General features: G+C 64.5%; 18 protein-coding genes. 10 read left to right on the top strand and 8 right to left on the bottom strand.

The window, feature by feature from the left end; genetic code table 11:
* Positions 1 to 6 precede the first annotated feature (6 nt).
* Together LB529_RS19240 and LB529_RS19245 are read right to left on the bottom strand one after the other, a co-directional pair.
* On the bottom strand, positions 7 to 1,362 hold the full coding sequence (locus LB529_RS19240) for a sigma-54-dependent transcriptional regulator (RefSeq protein WP_224711993.1): 1,356 nt from the start codon (positions 1,360 to 1,362) through the stop codon (positions 7 to 9).
* Positions 1,359 to 3,224, bottom strand: a complete 1,866-nt coding sequence (locus LB529_RS19245; protein ID WP_224711994.1) for an ATP-binding protein — start codon at positions 3,222 to 3,224, stop codon at positions 1,359 to 1,361. Before LB529_RS19245 ends, LB529_RS19240 begins: the two co-directional genes overlap by 4 nt.
* Before the next feature lie 237 nt (positions 3,225 to 3,461).
* Here LB529_RS19245 and LB529_RS19250 point away from each other — a divergent pair, with 237 nt between their 5' ends.
* Together LB529_RS19250 and LB529_RS19255 are read left to right on the top strand one after the other, a co-directional pair.
* Complete coding sequence (locus LB529_RS19250; protein ID WP_224711995.1) at positions 3,462 to 4,796, top strand: dicarboxylate/amino acid:cation symporter; 1,335 nt, start codon at positions 3,462 to 3,464, stop codon at positions 4,794 to 4,796.
* 132 nt (positions 4,797 to 4,928) lie between these two features.
* Positions 4,929 to 5,510 carry a histidine phosphatase family protein gene (locus LB529_RS19255; protein WP_140844033.1) on the top strand — a complete coding sequence of 194 codons (582 nt, stop codon included), beginning with the start codon at positions 4,929 to 4,931 and terminating at the stop codon, positions 5,508 to 5,510.
* A gap of 261 nt (positions 5,511 to 5,771) precedes the next feature.
* On the opposite strand, the gene LB529_RS19260 is transcribed toward LB529_RS19255, so the two are convergent.
* The 3 genes from LB529_RS19260 to LB529_RS19270 all read right to left on the bottom strand — a co-directional run bounded on the left by LB529_RS19260 (position 5,772) and on the right by LB529_RS19270 (position 7,665).
* Positions 5,772 to 6,518 carry a pseudouridine synthase gene (locus LB529_RS19260; protein WP_140844183.1) on the bottom strand — a complete coding sequence of 249 codons (747 nt, stop codon included), beginning with the start codon at positions 6,516 to 6,518 and terminating at the stop codon, positions 5,772 to 5,774.
* 93 nt (positions 6,519 to 6,611) lie between these two features.
* On the bottom strand, positions 6,612 to 7,181 hold the full coding sequence (locus LB529_RS19265) for a hypothetical protein (RefSeq protein WP_224711997.1): 570 nt from the start codon (positions 7,179 to 7,181) through the stop codon (positions 6,612 to 6,614).
* 43 nt (positions 7,182 to 7,224) lie between these two features.
* A complete protein-coding gene (locus LB529_RS19270) occupies positions 7,225 to 7,665 on the bottom strand; it encodes a hypothetical protein (protein ID WP_140844035.1) in 441 nt (146 codons plus the stop codon).
* Positions 7,666 to 8,018: 353 nt separating this feature from the next.
* On the opposite strand from LB529_RS19270, the gene LB529_RS19275 reads away from it, so the two are divergent.
* Positions 8,019 to 9,038, top strand: coding sequence for an NAD-dependent epimerase (locus LB529_RS19275; protein ID WP_224711998.1), 1,020 nt, complete (start codon positions 8,019 to 8,021; stop codon positions 9,036 to 9,038).
* Positions 9,039 to 9,165: 127 nt separating this feature from the next.
* On the opposite strand, the gene LB529_RS19280 is transcribed toward LB529_RS19275, so the two are convergent.
* Entirely contained in the window at positions 9,166 to 10,476 is a 1,311-nt protein-coding gene (locus tag LB529_RS19280) for an MFS transporter (RefSeq protein WP_224711999.1), read from the bottom strand.
* Between the two features lie 223 nt (positions 10,477 to 10,699).
* Between LB529_RS19280 and cyoA the strand changes: the two genes are divergently transcribed.
* From cyoA to LB529_RS19315, 7 genes are read left to right on the top strand one after another with little or no spacing between them, the layout of a single operon-like run.
* Positions 10,700 to 11,881 (top strand): ubiquinol oxidase subunit II, encoded by a 1,182-nt coding sequence (gene cyoA, locus LB529_RS19285; RefSeq protein ID WP_224712000.1) that lies wholly within the window; start codon positions 10,700 to 10,702, stop codon positions 11,879 to 11,881.
* A gap of 10 nt (positions 11,882 to 11,891) precedes the next feature.
* Positions 11,892 to 13,889 (top strand): cytochrome o ubiquinol oxidase subunit I, encoded by a 1,998-nt coding sequence (gene cyoB / locus LB529_RS19290; protein WP_224627364.1) that lies wholly within the window; start codon positions 11,892 to 11,894, stop codon positions 13,887 to 13,889.
* Positions 13,890 to 13,898: 9 nt separating this feature from the next.
* Complete coding sequence (gene cyoC, locus LB529_RS19295) at positions 13,899 to 14,525, top strand: cytochrome o ubiquinol oxidase subunit III (RefSeq protein ID WP_224523506.1); 627 nt, start codon at positions 13,899 to 13,901, stop codon at positions 14,523 to 14,525.
* Complete coding sequence (gene cyoD, locus LB529_RS19300; protein WP_224712001.1) at positions 14,522 to 14,896, top strand: cytochrome o ubiquinol oxidase subunit IV; 375 nt, start codon at positions 14,522 to 14,524, stop codon at positions 14,894 to 14,896. Before cyoC ends, cyoD begins: the two co-directional genes overlap by 4 nt.
* The gene (locus LB529_RS19305) at positions 14,893 to 15,714 is read left to right on the top strand and encodes an SURF1 family protein (protein ID WP_411962544.1); all 822 of its coding nucleotides are present in this window, start codon (positions 14,893 to 14,895) and stop codon (positions 15,712 to 15,714) included. The genes cyoD and LB529_RS19305 overlap by 4 nt, the downstream gene beginning before the upstream one ends.
* A complete protein-coding gene (locus LB529_RS19310; RefSeq protein ID WP_224712002.1) occupies positions 15,714 to 17,060 on the top strand; it encodes an ATP-binding protein in 1,347 nt (448 codons plus the stop codon). Before LB529_RS19305 ends, LB529_RS19310 begins: the two co-directional genes overlap by 1 nt.
* A complete protein-coding gene (locus tag LB529_RS19315) occupies positions 17,050 to 17,583 on the top strand; it encodes a response regulator transcription factor (protein WP_210239569.1) in 534 nt (177 codons plus the stop codon). Before LB529_RS19310 ends, LB529_RS19315 begins: the two co-directional genes overlap by 11 nt.
* Positions 17,584 to 17,598: 15 nt before the next feature.
* On the opposite strand, the gene doeB is transcribed toward LB529_RS19315, so the two are convergent.
* Together doeB and doeA are read right to left on the bottom strand one after the other, a co-directional pair.
* A complete protein-coding gene (doeB, locus tag LB529_RS19320; RefSeq protein WP_224712003.1) occupies positions 17,599 to 18,603 on the bottom strand; it encodes a N(2)-acetyl-L-2,4-diaminobutanoate deacetylase DoeB in 1,005 nt (334 codons plus the stop codon).
* Between the two features lie 4 nt (positions 18,604 to 18,607).
* Positions 18,608 to 19,786 (bottom strand): ectoine hydrolase DoeA, encoded by a 1,179-nt coding sequence (gene doeA / locus LB529_RS19325; RefSeq protein ID WP_224523512.1) that lies wholly within the window; start codon positions 19,784 to 19,786, stop codon positions 18,608 to 18,610.
* Positions 19,787 to 19,821 lie beyond the last annotated feature (35 nt).

Below are 19,821 nucleotides of genomic sequence, written 5' to 3' on the forward strand. Positions count from 1 at the left end.
CCTGATCTACTTGGAAAAATCACTGCGCACGATGCCGTGCCGTTGCAGCTTGTCGTAGAAGGTTTTGCGCGGGATGCCGAGCGCCTCGATGGTGCGCCGGACGTCGCCGTCATTACGGCCAAGTGTCTCGCGGATGAGTTCGGCCTCGTAGCGATCAAGCCGTTCCGGCAAGGACACGGAGGTGTCGCGTTCCGTTGCCGCCGGGGAAGGCGATCCGGCGACGTTCTCGAGCCCGAGCACGAAACGTTCGGCGAAATGAGCGAGCTCGCGCACATTGCCCGGCCAGTCATGGTCGCTGAGGTGGCGCCGGACCGAGGCGGAGATTGCCGGCACGCCGCGCCTGAAACGGGCCGCCGCCCGCTCGGCGAAGTATCCGAACAACAACGGCACGTCGTCCCTTCGCTCGCGCAGCGGCGGGATCGACAGCGTGACCACATTGAGCCGGTAATAGAGATCCTCACGGAAAGCCCCGCGCTGGCTGGCATCGCCGAGATCGACCTTGGCTGCCGCGACCACCCTCAGGTCGACCGGCCGCACCTCATTGGTGCCGAGCGGCGTCACCTCGCGCATTTCCAAGACGCGCAGCATCTGCACCTGTGTCGAGGCTGGCATGCTTTCGATCTCGTCGAGAAACAGCGTGCCGCCGCTCGAATGCTCGATACGGCCGACGCGCTTCTTCTGCGCACCGGTGAAGGCGCCGGCCTCGTGTCCGAACAATTCGCTCTCGATGACCGTCTCCGGCAGCGTGCCGCAGTTGAGCGCCACGAAATTGCCCTTGGCGCGGCGGCTCCAGCGGTGCAGCAGGCTCGCCACCACCTCCTTGCCGGAGCCGGTCTCGCCGGTCACCAGAACGTCGACATCGGTATCCGCGATCTGCCGCAATGTCCGGCGCAGCCGCTCGATCGCCGGCGTCTGGCCGATCAGCGGCAATCCCTCCTGGGCCTGCTCGGCCGCTTCTCGTAAAGCGCGGTTCTCGATCACCAGCCGGCGTTTTTCCGCCGCGCGCGCAACGCTCTGCGCCAGCCGGTCGGCGGCGAAAGGCTTGGTGATGAAGTCGTAGGCGCCGTCCTTGATCGCCTTGACCGCCATGGCGATATCGCCATGGCCGGTGACCAGGATGACGGGAATGTCGGGGTCGAGCCGCAGCACGCGGTCGAAAAGCTGCAGCCCGTCGATCTCCGGCATGCGGATGTCCGACACCACCACGCCGGCGAAATTCCTGTCGAGCGCTGCCAGCGCTTCCTTCGCCACCGAGTAGGCCGACACCGCAAAGCCGGCAAGCTCCAGCGTCTGTCTTGTCGCCTTGAGCAGATCGCTGTCGTCGTCGATCAGGATCACCGGTGCTGGGTCGTGCCTAGTCATGCCGCGCCGGCTTTCGACAAATGGATGGTGAAGCGTGTGCCTTGGCCGCTGCTCGAAACCTCGATGCGTCCGCCATAGTCGGCGACGATGTCCTTGGAGATGACGAGGCCGAGCCCGAGGCCCCTTTCCTTCGAGGTGTTGAAGGGCGTGAACAGAGATTTCAGGATCGCGGGCGGGATGCCCGGCCCGTTGTCGGATACGACCAGCGCCACGTCTTCGGCGGTTTCGGTGGCGGAGACTTCGACCCGCGCGCCATCACGGCCATCGAGCGCCTCCAGCGCGTTCTGGAACAGGTTGATCAGCACCTGCTCCAACCGCAACCGGTTGCCCATCACCTTCAGCGCCGGCGGCGGCAGCGTGATCGCCAGCGCGTCCAGCCGGCCGGCGAAGCGGCTCCTGAGCAACACCACGGCGCCCTCGATCACGCTGCGCAGCTCGACCGGCTCGGCGGCGGTGCGGCCCTTGCGTGCAAAGGCTTTCAGCTCTTCGGTGATGGCGCCGATCCGCTCGGTCAGCGCCGCGATGGCGCCAAGGTTCTCTTCGGCCGACGCGCTCTGCTTGCGCTCCAGAAAGACGCGCGCATTGTCGGCATAGGCGCGGATCGTCGCCACCGGCTGGTTAATCTCATGCGCGACGCCGGCCGCGACCTGGCCAAGCGTGGCAAGCCGGTTGGCCTGCACCAGCTCCTGCTGCATGACCTGCAGCTTGGCCTCGGTGCTGCGATGGTCGGCGATCTCCGCCTGCAGCCGGTCGCGTGCCAGGCTGAGGTCCTGCGTGCGCTCGACGACGCGGCGCTCGAGCTCGGCCCGCGCGGCCTGCTCGGCGGCGATCCGCATCTGCGCGGACTGCCTGCGCCACAACAGATAGGCGGCTAATGCGAGGAGCGGGACAAGAACGCCCAGTGTCAGCAGCCGCATCTCGCGCTGCGCCGCCGCTATCGGCGCTTCGGCCGGAACGAGATAGTCGAGCCGCCACGGCGTCGACGGCACCGCGGTCGACAGCCGCAGATACTCGGCGTCGCTGCCCCCGGGCGTGATGGCATGGACCAAGGCGACGTCGGAGCTGAGCGGTTGGGGCTTCGTGACCGGCAACGGCACCAGCGGCGCATCGCCGAATTGCTGGCTGGCGCGGATACCGGCGAGCATCGGCCGGCTGAGCGGCTCTGTCGTCAGGAAGCGCCAGGAGGGCACACTGGTGATCAGCACCACGCCATGCTCGTCGCTGACATAGGCCGGGCGGTTGGCCTCGTGCCAGTCGGCCTCGAGCTGGTCGAACTCCATCTTGACCACGACGACGCCGAGCGGCGTCGCCGCGCTCCCGACGCGGCGCGAGATGTAGAGGCCTGGGCGCTTGCTGACATTGCCGAGCGCGAAATATTCGGCCGTGCCGGACTGCATCGCGCCTGAGAAGTAGGCGCGAAAGCCGTAGTCGTTGCCGACGAAGCTCACCGGCTCGCGCCAGTTGCTGGAAGCGATCGCTAGGCCGTCCGTGCCGGTGACATAGAGCACCGAGGCCTTGGTGCCGGACACTAGCCCTTCGAGCTTGCGGTTGAGCATATCGATCGCGGCAGGGCTGCGTTGCGTCAGCGCGTCATGCACCTGCTGGTCCTCCGACAGAAGCAGCGGCAGCGCGCGCGGATTTTCCAATACAGCGCGCAACAGCGCGACCTTGAGGTTGGCGTCGGTGCGCCCTTGCGTGGCTAAAGCCCCGATCTCGGTCGAACGGCCGTAGAGGCCGGCGCCGTAAAGCGCCGCGAGCACGATCAGCAGCGCCACCGCCGCGAACAGCAGCCAGGCGCGACGCGCCCGCCCGGCAAGCAGTTCGGGCGTGGCAGCAAGAACAGCGGCAGGGCGTTGCAGCATGCCGCATCTGTGCATGATTTCGCACAAAGCGCAAATCGATCTATGCGGATAACCGCACTAGCCTTCTCCAAAGGCGCTGTCACAGAATCGAAAAATCAAACAAAATCAACAAAGAGAGACACCCGGCACCATCTGGCACGCGCGTTGCAGATGCTTCCGCAGCAGCCGCGAGGCTGTGGAGGTCAACAGCCCCCTGGGAGGTCGAGCGTTTCGATCGGGGGCCGAACGGAGGATATCATGCAGACAGCAATCGCTGCCGCCGAACCGCGCGGCAAGGTTCCCCTTTACCGGCATCTCTATGTCCAGGTCCTGGTGGCGATCGCCGCCGGCATCCTGCTAGGCCATTTCTATCCCGACCTGGGCGCCTCGCTGAAGCCGCTCGGCGACGCCTTCATCAAGCTGGTCAAGATGGTCATTGCACCGGTGATCTTCCTCACCGTGGCGACCGGCATTGCCGGTGTTTCCGACCTGCACAAGGTCGGCCGCGTTGCCGGCAAGGCGATGATCTATTTCCTCGTCTTCTCGACTCTGGCGCTCGTCGTCGGCCTCGTCGTCTCCAACGTCGTCCAACCCGGCGCCGGCATGCACATCAATCCGGCCACGCTCGACGCCTCGAAGGTCTCGACCTTCACCGAGAAGGCGCATGACACGACCATTGTCGGCTTCCTGATGAACATCATCCCCGACACCATCACCGGCGCCTTTGCGCAGGGCGATATCCTGCAGGTGCTGTTCTTCTCGGTGCTGTTCGGCATCGCCCTGGCGCTGGTCGGCGAACGCGGCCGCCCGGTCGTCGATTTCCTCCAGGCGTTGACCGCGCCGGTCTTCCGCCTCGTCGCCATCTTGATGAAGGCCGCTCCCATCGGCGCCTTCGGCGCCATGGCCTTCACCGTGGGCAAATACGGCATAGGCGCGATCGCCAACCTCGCCTTCCTGATCGGCACCTTCTATCTGACGTCGCTGCTCTTCGTGCTCGTAGTGCTGGGTGCCGTCGCATGGTACAACGGCTTTTCCATCCTGGCGCTGATCCGCTACATCAAGGAAGAGCTGCTCCTGGTGCTCGGCACCTCGTCGTCGGAAGCGGCACTTCCCGGCCTGATGGCCAAGATGGAGCGCGCCGGCTGCAACCGCTCGGTGGTCGGTCTTGTCATCCCGACAGGCTATTCCTTCAACCTTGACGGCACCAATATCTATATGACGCTTGCCGCGCTGTTCATCGCCCAGGCGACCGACACGCCACTCACCTTCGGCGACCAGATCCTGCTTTTGCTCGTCGCGATGCTGAGCTCGAAGGGCGCGGCCGGCATCACCGGCGCCGGCTTCATCACGCTGGCCGCCACGCTCTCGGTCGTGCCCTCGGTGCCGGTCGCCGGCATGGCGTTGATCCTCGGCGTCGACCGCTTCATGTCGGAATGCCGCGCGCTCACCAACTTTGTCGGCAACGCGGTCGCGACCATCGTCGTGGCCCGCTGGGAAGGCGAGCTCGACCAGAAGCAATTCGCCGCCGCCATGGCCGGCCAGTTGCCGGAGGAGGCAGACCTTGCGCTCTCGGGCGGCCTGCAGCCTGCCTAGCCAACCAGCATCCTCCCGATGCCGAACAGGCCGCGGCGATCGCCGCGGCCTGTTCTTTTTGTCGGCTGCCGCATAGGGTGGCGCGGCGCGGCACTCCTGCCGGTGCATTCCCGTTGCATTCAAGGGCGGTCGATGAGCAGTGCGTTTCCCGAGATCTATGTCGTTCGCCATGGCGAGACGGAGTGGAGCGCATCGGGCAGGCATACCGGGCGCACCGATATCCCGCTGACGGCGAAAGGCGAAGAGGCCGCGCGCGGCGTCGCCTATCGGCTCAAGGGCCCGACGTTCCAGGCGGTCTGGTCGAGCCCCTCGCAACGCGCTTTCGACACCTGCCGGCTCGCTGGCTTCGGCGAGCGCGCGGTCAAGAAATCCGACCTGCAGGAATGGGACTACGGCGCTTATGAAGGCGTGACGACCAAGGAGATCCTGTCCAAGCGACCCGGCTGGCAATTGTTTCGCGACGGCTGTCCGGGCGGCGAGACGGCGGCCGATGTCGGTGCCCGCGCGGACGCCATCATCGCCGGGCTGCGAGCGGTTGCCGGCAATGTGCTCATCTTCTCCAGCTCGCATTTCCTGCGTGTCTTGGCAGCACGCTGGGTCGGCCTGCCGCCGGAAGGCGGCGAGCACTTCGTGCTCGATACCGCCAGCCTCAGCATCCTGGGCTATGAGCACGATCTGACCGAGCCGGTCATCCGGCGGTGGAACCAGAAGTAGCCGCAGCTCGATAGCAGCTCAGGCGTCTCTGGAGATTAGGCGAAACCCTTCAGCCTCGTCATTTTAGGGCGGAGCAAGGAGCGAAGCGACGCGGCGCAGACCCTAGAATCATTCCGTTACCAATGAGCGTTGCCGCGGTGCAGAGCGACCCCTGTCTTGCGCCGCCTTTACCCTTTGCGCCAGGTCACGGAATGGATCCTCGGGTCTGCGCGTCCGCTTCGCTCCCGCTCCGCCCGTGGATGACGAAGCTGAGGCGTTTCGCTAGACTCTGACCATCGCCAGCTCCTCGGCCGTCAAATGCCGAGCCTTGCCCTTGGCCAGTTCGCCAAGCTGCAGCCGCCCGATCGCCACCCTGACCAGCCTCAGCACCTCAATGTCGAAAGCGGCGAGTAGCCTGCGGATGTGCCGGTTGCGTCCCTCGTCAAGCACGATCTCCAGCCAGGCTGTCCGCCCGCCGCTGCGCAACAGCGCGATCGAGCTTGCGGCGAGCAACTCGCCGTCGACGACGGCGCCCTGACGAAAACGCTCCAGCATTTCTTTGTCGGGCGCGGCCGCGATCTGCACGTGATAGGTCTTGGCGACATGCGAGACGGGGTCGAGCAGGCCGTTCGCCCAGCGCGTGTCGTTGCTCAGCAAAAGCAGCCCTTCGCTCGCCTTGTCGAGGCGGCCCACGGGCGACACGAACGGCAGGTCAAGCCCTCCCAGGCAGTCATAGACGGTTCCGCGGCCCTCCGGATCGTCGCGGGTGGTGACCAGCCCGCGCGGTTTGTTGAGCATCAGATAGACCTTGCGCTCGGCAATGACGCGCTCGCCGTCGACGGTGATGCGGTCGCGGTCGGGATCGATGCGCAGCAAGGCATCGCGCACTGTCTTTCCGTTGACCTGCACGCGGCCCTCGACGACGAGACGCTCGGCCTGCGTGCGCGAGCAGAAGCCAAGCTTGGAGAGCGCTCGGGCGAGACTGACTTTGGCGACGATGGATCGTCTGTCGGGTTGGCGTGCCACTATCTCTGTCTTCGAACGTCTCAAAAACGCGCAACTGATGCCACGCCTGGCGAGATGGGCGCAAGCGGCTGTGTTACCCGGTTCAGATCGCCAATTTCACTCCTGCGGCGCGCTCAGCCGCCGATAGGAGACGCCGTCGAATGTTGCCGTCACGAAGTTGCTGACCGACATCTTGCGCTTGCGCCCGTCGCTGCAGGCATAGAGCGGCCAGCCGGCGTCGCTGCATTCGATGGCCATGCAGATGCGGGCCACGCAGTTGCCTGTGGTCAGCCGGAAACCGCCCTTGCCGGCAAAGCCCTGCAGCAGGCTGCCATCCGAGGAACGCCATGTCCGCTGCTGGAATTCGGGCCGCAGCAGCCGAGGCTCGAGCGGCGCGGCTAAACCGGTTTGGGCCGCGGGGCCCGAATATTGAAGCCGGTAACGCGCCATGCCGGTCGTGTATGCGGTGATAAGATCGGATTGGCCCGAATAGGCCGCCGCGAGGCCGGGTCGGTCGAAAAGATGGGACGCGCGCGGCTCCGCCCCTGACGGTCTCGTCAGGGCAGCGATGGCGACAAAGGCCAGGCAGACGCGCAACATCCCGATTTCCAGCAGCCATACCCCATCCGGCGTGCCGGGTTGCCCGGTGCCTGCGCGTACAATCTTTCCAATCGGATTTTCGCGCAAGCGCCCGTTTTTGGGGCGCCGTAACGGATCGCCCTCGCTTCCGTCAGCTATTGGCGGCCGACGGCAGCTCGAACAAGGTGGCGCCGTTCTCGCGCCCTCGGTCGACATAACCGATCACGCGGAACCATTTCGCGACGTCGGGCCTGTGCAGCCAGCTGCGCGAATGGACGGGAAGGTTGCCGGCCAGCGCTTGGACATGGCGGATGTGGCGCTTGCAGAAGCGGACCGTCGTGGCGTTGAAGAAATCCTCCCGCGCGGCAAAGAGCGTGTCGGCGGCGTCCGCGTGCTCATGCCAGGCGATGATCGCCACCGTCCTGTCGTCCTGCACGAGCGCATGGGCCCGGCCTTCCTTCAGGTTCATCATCAAATTGTCATAGGCGCTTTTGCTGTCCTTGCCGGCCGCCACATATTCGTCCGACATTCGCTTGGACAGGCCGCGGAAAACATCTTCCAGGTCTCCGACCGTCGCCGCGCGTGCTCTCATTTCTCCTCCTGACAGCCCGCCAGCAGTTTGCCCCAAGGAACAGGGATCACCAAGAAAATCAAATTCCCGATCCGCAGTGTGCGCGCAATCGTATTCCGCACGGAAGTGCCCGACCGCTGATCATGCTCGCATATCAGCGTTGGCTTGAGATCGCTTTTCCGCTGTCGGACCCCGGCGGCAGCTGCGTGCGCTCTGGCAACGCGGACATCCGGCTGGCGGCCGATCTTGCCGCTGGCCTCACGCCGGCGACGACGGCGAGAGAAAGCGTATCGTTGAATTCATTGCAGCCCTGCCGTAAAAGGCGCAAGTTCTCGATGGCCTGCACGGTCTGGCTGCAGCGTTAGGGGTATGCATTGACGTCGAGCAGGCCGATCCTGATCACCGGCGCAGCCGGCTTCATAGGTTTTCACCTTTGCCAGAGGCTGCTTGCCGAAGACCGGCAGGTTGTCGGCCTCGATTCCATGAACGAGTATTACGACGTCACCTTGAAGCAGGCGCGGCTCGAGCGGCTGAAGGCGTTCCCAAACTTTCATTTCGAGCATGTCGATCTCGCCGACCGCGATGGCATCTCGGGGGTCTTTGCGTCGGTCGCGCCGCAGATCGTCGTCAACCTCGCCGCGCAGGCGGGCGTCCGCTACTCGCTGGTCAATCCGCATGTCTATGCGCAAAGCAATCTCAACGGCTTCCTCAACATCCTGGAGGGGTGTCGGCAGGCCTCGGTCGGCCATCTCGTCTATGCGTCGTCAAGCTCGATCTATGGCGGCAGCACGCGCATGCCGTTCTCCGTGCATGATTCCGCCGACCATCCCCTCAGTCTCTATGCCGCCAGCAAGAAGGCAAACGAGCTGATGGCTCACACCTACAGCCATCTGTTCGGGCTGCCGACGACGGGCCTGCGCTTCTTCACCGTCTACGGTCCGTGGGGACGGCCCGACATGGCTTTGTTCATCTTCACCAAGGCCATCCTCGCCGGTCAGCCGATCGATGTCTTCAACCATGGCAACATGCAGCGGGATTTCACCTACATCGACGACATCGTCGAGGGGGTGGCCCGCGTCATGCAGCATCCCGCGACGCCCAATCCCGATTGGACAAGCGCTGCACCGGACCCCGCGACGAGCATCGCGCCGTTCAGGATCCATAACATTGGCGACAGCTCGCCTGTCGAGCTCAGCCGGCTGATCGACGTTCTGGAAGACGTTCTCGGGCGCAAGGCAATCCGCAACCTGATGCCGCTGCAGCCGGGCGATGTGCCTGCGACTTATGCCGACGTCGCATCGCTCGAGGCGGTGATCGGCTTCAAGCCCAGGACCCCGATCGAGATCGGCGTCCCGCGCTTCGTGCAATGGTATCGGGATTTCTACCGGGTCTGATTGCAGGTCAGAGCAATTCCAGGAAAAGTGTGAGCGGTTGAGTTCGGCGCCTTCGCCGTAACCTTCCGTCAGGAATTGCGTCAAAAACAAAGGGATAGAGCGGCGACTATCCGAGCTCGCCGCTCGTTCAGTCGGCCCGGCGTGCCTGCCTGTCGATCCAAAGCGCGATCAGCGTGCAGGCGGCGCCCGAAAGCAAATAGGCGCCGGCGGCGATGAGGCCGAAATTGCCGGCCAGGAGCAGCGCCGCGAGCGGCGCGAAGCCGGCGCCGAACATCCAGGCCAGGTCCGATGTCACCGCCGAGCCGGTATAGCGGTGCTGGCGCGAGAAGCTCGATGCGACGACGCCTGAGGATTGCCCGAAGCTCAAGCCCAGCAGGATGAAGCCGAGCACCATGAACACCGTCTCGCCGACGGTGCCGCCGTTGAGAAGTTGTGGGGCAAAGCCGCTGAAGGCTGCGATGGCGACGGCGCCGCCGCCGAGCAGGGCGCGGCGTCCGACACGGTCGGCCAGCGGACCCGATGCAACGATCGCCGCGATACCGAACAGCGCGCTCACCACTTCGATGACCAGGAAACGTTCCGGACCCTCATTGGTGAACAGGAACACCCAGGACAGCGGGAACACCGTCACCATATGGAACAGGGCGAAGCTCGCCAGCGGCGCGAAGGCGCCAACGATGACGTTGCGTCCTTCCGTCCGGACCATCTCCCTGATGCGGGTCGGCTGCAGGTCGCCGCTCTCATAGAGTTTCGAGAATTCGGGCGTCACCACGATGCGCAGTCTGGCAAACAGCGCCACGACGTTGATGGCGAAGGCGACGAAGAAGGGATAGCGCCAGCCCCAGGCGAAGAAGTCTTCGGCCGAGAGGTTGGCAACGAAGAAGGCAAACAGCGAGCTGGCCACGATGAGGCCGATCGGCGCGCCGAGCTGCGGGATCATCGCATAGATGCCGCGCCGGTTCTGCGGCGCATTCAGCGCCAGGAGCGAGGGCAGCCCGTCCCAAGTCCCGCCAAGCGCAAGGCCTTGCAGGAACCGGGTAAGCGCCAGCAGCCAGGCGGCGACCGCGCCGACGTCTTCATAAGAAGGCAGGAACGCCATGGCGACCGTCGAGGTGCCGAGCAGGAACAGCGCGATCGTCAGCTTCGCGCCGCGGTCATAGGCGCGGTCGATCGCCATGAACAGCACGGTGCCGAACGGGCGCGCGACGAAGGCCAGCGCGAAGATGGCGAAGGAGTAGAGCGTTCCGACCAGCGGGTCGTGGGTTGGGAACACAAGCTTGGGGAACACGATCACGGAAGCGATCGCATAGACGAAGAAATCGAAGAATTCCGACGTCCTTCCGATGATCACGCCGACCGCGATATCGCCAGCGCTGACTTGGCCGTGATGCGAGCCGATCAGCCTGCTGTCCGTTTCGGAAGTCGAAGTTTCAGCCATCGTTTCCGTTGTCACCAAACTCAACTTCGGAACGCGATTGTCGTCGTCCCGACGCTATGTTGTCGTCATCCAATTATGCGTGCACACTTTCGCGAAAGCCATACCGGCTGGGCATTGGACAAATTGTCCAATGTCGTCGCTGTGCCCGCGGCAGTAGCCGTTGGTCCATATCGCATCGCAACCTGCAGAGATCCTGCTGCAGGGCCATCGAGGGCAGCGTTTGATGAGACGATCCGGAGCCTTGCTTCTTTTTCCGCTCGCCGTGCTGCTGAGCGGCTGCGACCTGGTCGTGCTGGCGCCCGCGGGCGACGTGGCAGTGCAGCAGCGCGACCTGCTCGTCGTCTCGACCCTGCTGATGCTGCTCATTATCCTGCCGGTCATGGCGCTGACCGTGCTGTTCGCCTGGCGCTACCGGCAATCCAGCACCACGGCGATCTACACGCCGGACTGGGACCATTCGACCAAGCTGGAGCTGGTGATCTGGGCGGCACCCCTGCTCGTCATCATCTGCCTCGGCGCGCTCACCTGGCTCGGCTCCCATCTGCTCGATCCGTACCGGCGCATCGACCGGATCGAACCAGGACAGCCGGTCACCCAGAACCACAAGCCGCTCAGGGTCGACGTCGTCGCGCTGGATTGGAAATGGCTCTTCATCTATCCGGATTACGGCATTGCCTCCGTCAACGAGCTGGCGGCGCCGGTCAACCAGCCGATCGACTTCCGCATCACCTCCTCGACGGTGATGAACTCCTTCTACATTCCGGCCCTTGCCGGACAGATCTACGCCATGCCCGCCATGGAGACGAAGCTGCACGCGGTCATCAACCGTCCGGGCACCTATTCCGGCTTCTCGGCCAACTACAGCGGCGCCGGCTTCTCCGGCATGCGCTTTGCGTTCCACGGGCTCTCCGACAAGGCCTTCGGTGAGTGGGTGACGCAGACCAAAGGCGCGCAGGCTACGCTCAGCCGCGAGACGTATCTCGAGCTCGAGCGTCCGAGCGAGAACGAGCCGGTCCGCCACTATGCCTCCGTCGATCCCGACCTCTATGGCGCGATCCTCAATCTGTGCGTCGAGCGCGGCAAGATGTGCATGAACGAGATGATGTCGATCGACGCCAAGGGCGGCCTTGGGCTGGCCGGCGTGCGCAACACCTTGCCGCTGCAATATGACAAGCTTGCCCGGCGCGGCGCGGTGTTCGGCAACGATCCGTCCTATGTCGCCAGCATCTGCACGGCGGAGGAAGCAGCCGCCGCCTCGCGCGCGGCCCGCGATGCCGGCGCGAAATACTGGCCAATGCCCGATCTTTCCCCGCTGCGCGGGGCAGGGCTGCTCAGTCCAGGGGCAGGCAGCCGCCGCGCCGATGCCGGGACCCCGTCGCTCGGCCTGCTGCGCTTCGAATTGTGAGGGATGGCGGATGCCTGAGTCGCTGACCAAATTCATCTTCGGCCGCCTCACTCTGGAGTCGCTGCCGCTGCACGAGCCGATCGTCGTCGTCACCTTCATCGTCGTGGCGTTGGGCGGCCTCGCGGTGCTCGGCGCGGTCACCTATTTCAAGCTTTGGGGTTATCTGTGGCGCGAGTGGTTCACCAGCGTCGACCACAAGAAGATCGGCATCATGTACATGGCGCTCGGCCTCGTCATGCTGCTGCGCGGCTTCTCCGACGCCATCATGATGCGCCTGCAGCAGGCCATCGCCTTCAACGGTTCCGAGGGTTACCTCAACGCTCATCACTACGACCAGATCTTCACCGCCCATGGCGTGATCATGATCTTCTTCGTGGCGATGCCTTTCGTCACCGGGCTGATGAACTTCGTCGTGCCGCTGCAGATCGGCGCGCGCGACGTCTCGTTCCCTTTCCTCAACAATTTCAGCTTCTGGATGACGGTCGGCGGCGCGATCCTGGTCATGGCCTCGCTGTTCGTCGGCGAGTTCGCCCGCACCGGCTGGCTGGCCTATCCGCCGCTCTCCGGCATCAATTACAGTCCCGACGTCGGCGTCGATTACTACATCTGGGCGCTGCAGGTCGCCGGCGTCGGCACGACATTGTCCGGCATCAACCTGATCTGCACCATCATCAAGATGCGCGCCCCAGGCATGACCATGATGCGCATGCCCGTCTTCACCTGGACCTCGCTCTGCACCAACGTGCTGATCGTCGCGTCCTTCCCGGTGCTGACGGCGGTGCTGACGCTGCTTGCGCTCGACCGCTATGTCGGCACCAACTTCTTCACCAACGATTTCGGCGGCAATCCGATGATGTATGTGAACCTCATCTGGATATGGGGTCACCCGGAGGTCTACATCCTTATCCTGCCGCTGTTCGGCGTCTTCTCCGAGGTCACCTCGACCTTCTCCGGCAAGCGCCTGTTCGGCTACACCTCGATGGTCTACGCCACGATAGTCATCACCATCCTGTCCTATCTCGTCTGGCTGCACCACTTCTTCACCATGGGCTCCGGCGCCAGTGTCAATTCCTTCTTCGGCATCACCACGATGATCATCTCGATCCCGACCGGGGCGAAGATATTCAACTGGCTGTTCACCATGTATCGCGGCCGCATCCGCTTCGAATTGCCGATGATGTGGACGGTGGCCTTCATGCTCACCTTCGTCGTTGGCGGCATGACCGGCGTGCTGCTTGCCGTGCCGCCCGCCGACTTCGTGCTGCACAACAGCCTGTTCCTGATCGCGCATTTCCATAACGTCATCATCGGCGGCGTGCTCTTCGGCCTGTTCGCCGGCATCGCCTATTGGTGGCCCAAGGCCTTCGGCTTCAGGCTCGATCCGTTCTGGGGCAAGGTTTCGTTCTGGTGCTGGGTGCTCGGCTTCTGGCTAGCCTTCATGCCGCTCTATATCCTCGGCCTGATGGGCGTGACCCGCCGCATGCGCGTCTTCGACGATCCCTCGCTGCAGATATGGTTCGTGATCGCCGCCTTCGGCGCGGTGCTGATCGCCTGCGGCATCGCCGCCTTCCTGGTCCAGATCTTCGTCTCCATCCGCAAGCGCGAAGCGCTGGCCGATCACACCGGCGATCCCTGGGACGGCCGCACCCTCGAATGGTCGACCTCCTCGCCGCCGCCGGCCTACAACTTCGCCTTTACGCCGGTCATTCGCGACAACGACGCCTGGTTCGACATGAAGAAGGCCGGCTACCGGCGCCCGCTGTCCGGATTCAAACCGATCCACATGCCGAGCAACACCGGCACCGGCGTCGTCCTGGCGGTTTTCAGCGTCGCGCTCGGCTTCGGCCTGATCTGGTACATCTGGTGGCTGGCGGCGCTGAGCTTCGTCTGCCTCATCGCAACCGCGATCGGCCACACCTTCAACTACCACCGCGACTTCGACATCCCGGCTGCCGAGGTCACGCAAACCGAAGAGGCGAGGACGACGCTCCTCGCCGCCCAGGGCTAGGAATTGAGCATGGCATCGAGCGCGATCACGGCCGTCGCGGAACCGGTCTTCCACCTGGAAGAAGAGCACGCGCACGCCGAAGGCGGCAGCACCATGCTCGGCTTTTGGCTCTACTTGATGAGCGACTGCCTGATCTTCGCCATGCTGTTCGCGGCCTATGGCGTGCTCGGCGGCAATTACGCGGCGGGTCCGGCGCCGAAGGATCTGTTCGATCTCGGTCTGGTGGCGGTCAACACCACCATGCTGCTCTTGTCCTCGATCACTTATGGCTTTGCCATGCTGACCATGGACAAGGGCCGTGTCGGCGCGACGCAGGCCTGGCTCGTGGTGACCATGCTGTTCGGCCTGGCGTTCCTCTCCATCGAGCTATCCGAATTCGCGCACATGATCCATGAAGGCGCGACGCCGCAGCGCAGCGCCTTCCTGTCGTCCTTCTTCACCCTGGTCGGCACGCATGGCCTGCACGTGACCTTCGGCATCGTCTGGATGGTGACGCTGATGGTGCAGGTCGCGAGACACGGCCTCATCGAGGCCAACCGCCGCCGGCTGATGTGCCTCTCGATGTTCTGGCACTTCCTCGACGTCGTCTGGATCGGCGTCTTCACCTTCGTCTACTTGATGGGGATGCTCAGATGAGCGCTCATGATCATGCCGATCGCGACCATACCCATGGCGGCGCCGCGCACGGCTCGCTGAGGGGCTACCTGATCGGCTTCGTCCTGTCAGTGATCCTCACCGCCATCCCGTTCTGGATGGTCATGACCGGCGCCATGGACAACAAGCAGGCCGCGGCCATCATCATCATGGCCTTCGCGGTGGTGCAGATCGTGGTGCACATGGTCTTCTTCCTGCATATGACCCCTGCGTCGGAAGGCGGATGGTCGATGCTGGCGCTCATCTTCACGGTGGTTCTCGTCGTCATCGTGCTGAGCGGCTCGCTCTGGGTGATGTACCACCTCAATTCCAATATGATGCCCGGGCTCCACGAGATGCGGGAGATGCCATGAGCCCCATTTCGGGCGTGGGCGTGTGGCGCGCGGGGAGGGCCAAAGCCGAGGCAAAGGACATGACCGGCCGGGCAGGTATCGGCTCTCATGCTGCCTCGAAGGGTTCCGCGTCGCGATTCTTGCTCGCGCTGCTTGGGCTTCTCGGCGTTCTGATGTTTCTCGGGCTCGGCGTCTGGCAACTGGAAAGACGGGTCTGGAAGCTCGACCTGATCGCCCGCGTCGACCAGCGCATCCATACTCCCGTCGTCGATGCGCCCGGCCCGCAGGACTGGAGCGGGTTGAGCGCACCGGACTACGAATATCGCCACGTGCGGTTGACCGGGCGCTTGCAGGGCGGCGCCAACACGCTGGTGCAGGCGGTGACCGAGCTTGGCGGCGGCTATTGGGTGCTGACGCCGATGCGCGACGACCGCGGGTTCACGGTCCTCGTCAACCGCGGCTTCATCCCGCAGGAGCGCAAGGTGGAGTTCGAGCGGGAGAATGCCGCGCTCGCCTCACCGGCGACGGTTGACGGGCTGCTGCGCATCAGCGAGCCCGGCGGCGGTTTCCTGCGCAGAAACGATCCGGCTGCCGATCGCTGGTATTCGCGCGACGTCGCGGCAATCGCCAAGGCGCGCGGCCTGGCGGATGTTGCGCCCTATTTCATCGATGCCGAGGCATCCGGCGCTGCTGGCTGGCCGCGCGGCGGGCTCACCGTCGTCACCTTCCGCAACAGCCATCTCATCTATGCTTTGACCTGGTTTGCCCTTGCAGGGATGCTGGCGATGGCGCTTGCCAGACAGGTTTTCTCCGGCCGCCGGAACTGGGATGCAGCGTGATGAATATCGCGTGGCCCCATCGCGACAAGCCGTTCCTGACGCTTCTTCCAACGCGGCAGGGAGGCGCCCCGTCGGACGCCGACGTCACGAACAGGAAGAACCTGCTCCTGCTCATCCAGCTGCGCTGGCTGGCAGTGGCGGGGCAGGTGCTGACAATCCTGGTCACGCAATACTGGTTCGCCATCCCGCTGCCGCTCACCGAGATGGCGGGCGTGGTGCTTTTCCTGGTCGGCCTCAACATCTTCAGCCTGCTCGCCCTGCGCGGCAACCGCCGGATCTCCAACGCGCAGCTCTTCGTCGCGCTGATTTTCGACATGGCGGCGCTGACGACGCAGCTCTACCTGAGCGGCGGCGCCTCGAATCCGTTCGTGTCGCTTTACCTGCTGCAGATCACGCTCGGCGCTGCGCTCCTGGCGCCATGGTCGACCTGGCTCCTGGTGGTGGCGGCCTCGGCCTGCTTCGTCTTCCTTATCTTCGTCTTCCAGCCGATCGCACTCGCGCATCACGGCGGCAGCGATCTCCTGGCGCTGCATCTGCGCGGCATGTTCATCTGCTTCGTGCTCGCGGCCGGGCTGATCGTGATCTTCATGACGCGCATCAACCGCAACCTGCGCGAACGCGATGCCTATCTCGCCGACCTGCGCCAGCGTTCGGCCGAGGAAGATCACATCGTGCGCATGGGCCTGCTGGCCTCGGGTGCCGCCCATGAACTGGGCACACCGCTGTCGACAATATCGGTCATCCTGTCCGACTGGCGCCAGATGCGCGGCGTCAAGCGCAACCGCGAGCTTTCCGAGGACGTGGCCGAGATGCAGGCGCAGATCGAGCGCTGCAAAGGCATCGTCACGGGCATTCTCATGTCCTCCGGCCAGGCGCGGGGCGAGGGCACCATCCGCACTACGATCCGCCGGTTCCTCGACGATCTCGTCGAGGAATGGCGCGTCAGCCGCCAGCCTATCAAGCTGGACTACGGCAATGGTTTCGAGCCGGACGAGCCGATCGTGTCCGACACGGCGCTGAAACAAGTGATCTTCAATGTGCTCGACAATGCGCAGGAGGCATCGCACGATTGGGTCGGCATCACTGCCGAGCGGCAGGATGAGAAGCTGGTGCTCTCCGTCACGGATCGCGGACCCGGTTTCGACAAGGATATTCTGGCAACGCTCGGCCAGCCCTATATGTCGAGCAAGGGGCGACCAGGCGGCGGCCTGGGCCTCTTCCTGGTGTTCAACGTGGTGCGCAAGCTTGGCGGCGACGTTTCGGCGCACAACATGGCCGAGGGCGCCCGTGTTACCCTTTCGCTGCCGCTGGCGGCGCTGACCTATGGAGACGATCGTGAAATCTGATCGATCCTTGTTCGTCATCGAGGACGACGCGACCTTTGCGCGCACGCTCAAACGCTCGTTTGAAAAGCGCGACTACGACGTCGTGGTCTGCCACGACCGCGAGGCGCTGCTGGTCGCGCTGGAAACGGCCGTTCCGGCCTACGCCGTCGTCGATCTCAAGCTCGGATCGGGATCGGGTCTCGAATGCGTCAAGCTTCTCAGCGCCCGCAACCCGTCGATGCGCATCGTCGTGCTGACGGGATTTGCCAGCATCGCCACGGCGGTCGAGGCGATCAAGCTCGGCGCGGGCCACTATCTGGCCAAGCCCGCCAACACCGATGACATCGAAGCCGCCTTCGGCCGCGCCGAGGGCGACGTTTCGGTGCCGCTCACCAGCCGCCCCACCTCGATCAAGAACCTCGAATGGGAGCGCATCCACGAAACGCTGGTCGAAACCGGCTTCAACATCTCCGAAACCGCGCGCCGGCTTGGCCTGCACCGGCGCACGCTTGCCCGCAAGCTCGAGAAGCGCGTGGTGCAGTAGGGCGCCGCACCAAGATTATTCGCGAACGGCCACGGCCAGCACCGAGACGCAGTCGCCAGCCTTGACCAGGCCCGGGAAATGACGCGCGGCGAGCAGTCCCGACATCCTGGCCCTGATCTCCTGCGGCGGCTGCCCGGTGCGCCCGACCGGATGGATGCGCGCGACCACCTGGCCGTCCTTCACAGGCTCGCCGAGGTCGACCACCGTCTCGATCATGCCGTCATCCTCGGCGAAGGCGAAGCAATCGCCCGACGGCATGTCCAGCCATTGGGTTCTGCCCTTCTCGACCTCACCATCGACGATGCCGGCGTGGCGGAGCACGTTGAGGATGCCGCGCCGGGCGATCCGCACCGTCTCGGCGCGCGAGGTTCCGCCGCCGCCGAGCTCGGTAGTGACAAAGACCTTGCCCATCTCCTCGGCGGCCGTGTCATACATGCCGACCGCGTCGATCTCGGTCATGCGCATGGAAAAGGGCGCCGAGAAAGCCTCGACGGCGGCGAAGGCCTTTTTCTCCTGCTCTTTGTCGGGCAGCGTATGCGCCGCGCAGAAGGGCACGAAGTCCAGCGTTTTCCCGCCCGAGTGGAAGTCGAAGACGATGTCCGCGCGCGGCAGCAGCTCGCGCTGGAAATAGTCGGCGATCTTCTCCGTCACCGTGCCGTCCGGCCGCCCGGGGAAAGAACGGTTCATATTGCCTTTGTCGATCGGCGAGGTGCGCGTGCCGGCCCGGAACGCCGGATAGTTCATCGCCGGCACGATGATGACCGTGCCGGAGACATTTTTCGGATCGAGCGTGCGGGCGAGTTCGTAAAGCGCCAGCGGACCCTCATACTCGTCGCCGTGATTGCCGCCGGTGAGCAGCGCCGTCGAGCCCTTGCCGTTGCGCACGACACAGACCGGGATCATCACAGAGCCCCAGGCGGAATCGTCCCGGCTGTAGGGCAGGCGCAGGAAGCCGTGCTGGACGCCGTCGCGCTCGAAATCGACGGTCGGCGTGATCGGCGAGGGACGCAAAGCGGACATCGGCTCAGTCCTTCACGAACAGCTTGCGCGGCACATTGGCCAGGCACTCGACGCCGGTGTCGGTGATGAGGATGGACTCGGTGATCTCCAGCCCCATCGTCTCCAGCCACAGGCCGGTCATGAAATGGAAGGTCATGCCGGGCTTGAGCTCGGTGCGGTCGCCGGGGCGCAGGCTCATGGTGCGCTCACCCCAGTCCGGCGGATAGGAGATACCGATCGGGTAGCCGGTGCGGTTGTCCTTGACGATGCCGTATTTCTTCAACACGGCGAAGAAGGCGTTGGCAATATCCTCGCAGGTGTTGCCGGGCTTGGCGGCCGCGAGGCCGGCTTCCATGCCCTCAAGTGTGGCCTTCTCGGCGTCTAGGAAGGCCTGGGTCGGCTTGCCGAGGAACACGGTGCGCGACAGCGGACAATGGTAGCGATTGTAGCAGCCGGCGATCTCGAAGAACGTGCCTTCGTTCACCTTCATCGGCTTGTCGTCCCAGGTGAGATGCGGCGCCGAGGCGTCCGCTCCCGACGGCAAGAGCGGCACGATCGCCGGATAGTCGCCGCCGATGCCGGCGACCCCGCGCGTGCCGGCATCGTAGATCTCGGCGACCAGGTCGCATTTGCGCATGCCGACCTCTATTTTGTCGACGATCCGCTGGTGCATCGCCTCGACGATACGGGCGGCGTTGCGCATATACTCGATCTCGGTCGGGCTTTTCACGGCGCGCTGCCAGTTCACCAGCGCTGTGGCATCGGCGAAGCGGGCGTTGGGCAGGTGCTTCTGCAGCGCCGCGAAGGCGGCGGCCGAAAACCAGTAATTGTCCATCTCGACGCCGATGCTGAGCTTGTCCCAGCCGCGCTCGGCCAGCACGCTGGCGAGGTAATCCATCGGATGCCGCTCGGTCGACTGCACATAATGGTCGGCATAGCCGATGATGTTGTCATGCGCGAGATAGGCGGTGCGCTTGGCGCCGTTGGCGTCCTGGCCGCGGCCGTACCAGACCGGCTCGCCGGAAGGCGGCACGATGACGGCCTGATGCACATAGAACGACCAGCCGTCATAGCCCGTCAGCCAGGCCATGTTGGAGGGATCGCTGACGATCAGCAGATCGACGCCTTTAGCCTCCATGGCTTTTCGTGTCTTGGCGAGGCGCTCCGCATATTCGCCGCGCGAGAATTTCAAATTTGGCTGCATTTTGTTGTCCTCGTTTGTTGGGCCTGGCGGCCAGC

Origin of the sequence: Mesorhizobium sp. CA5, assembly GCF_020165105.1 — a bacterium.
Taxonomy (GTDB): Bacteria; Pseudomonadota; Alphaproteobacteria; order Rhizobiales; family Rhizobiaceae; genus Mesorhizobium.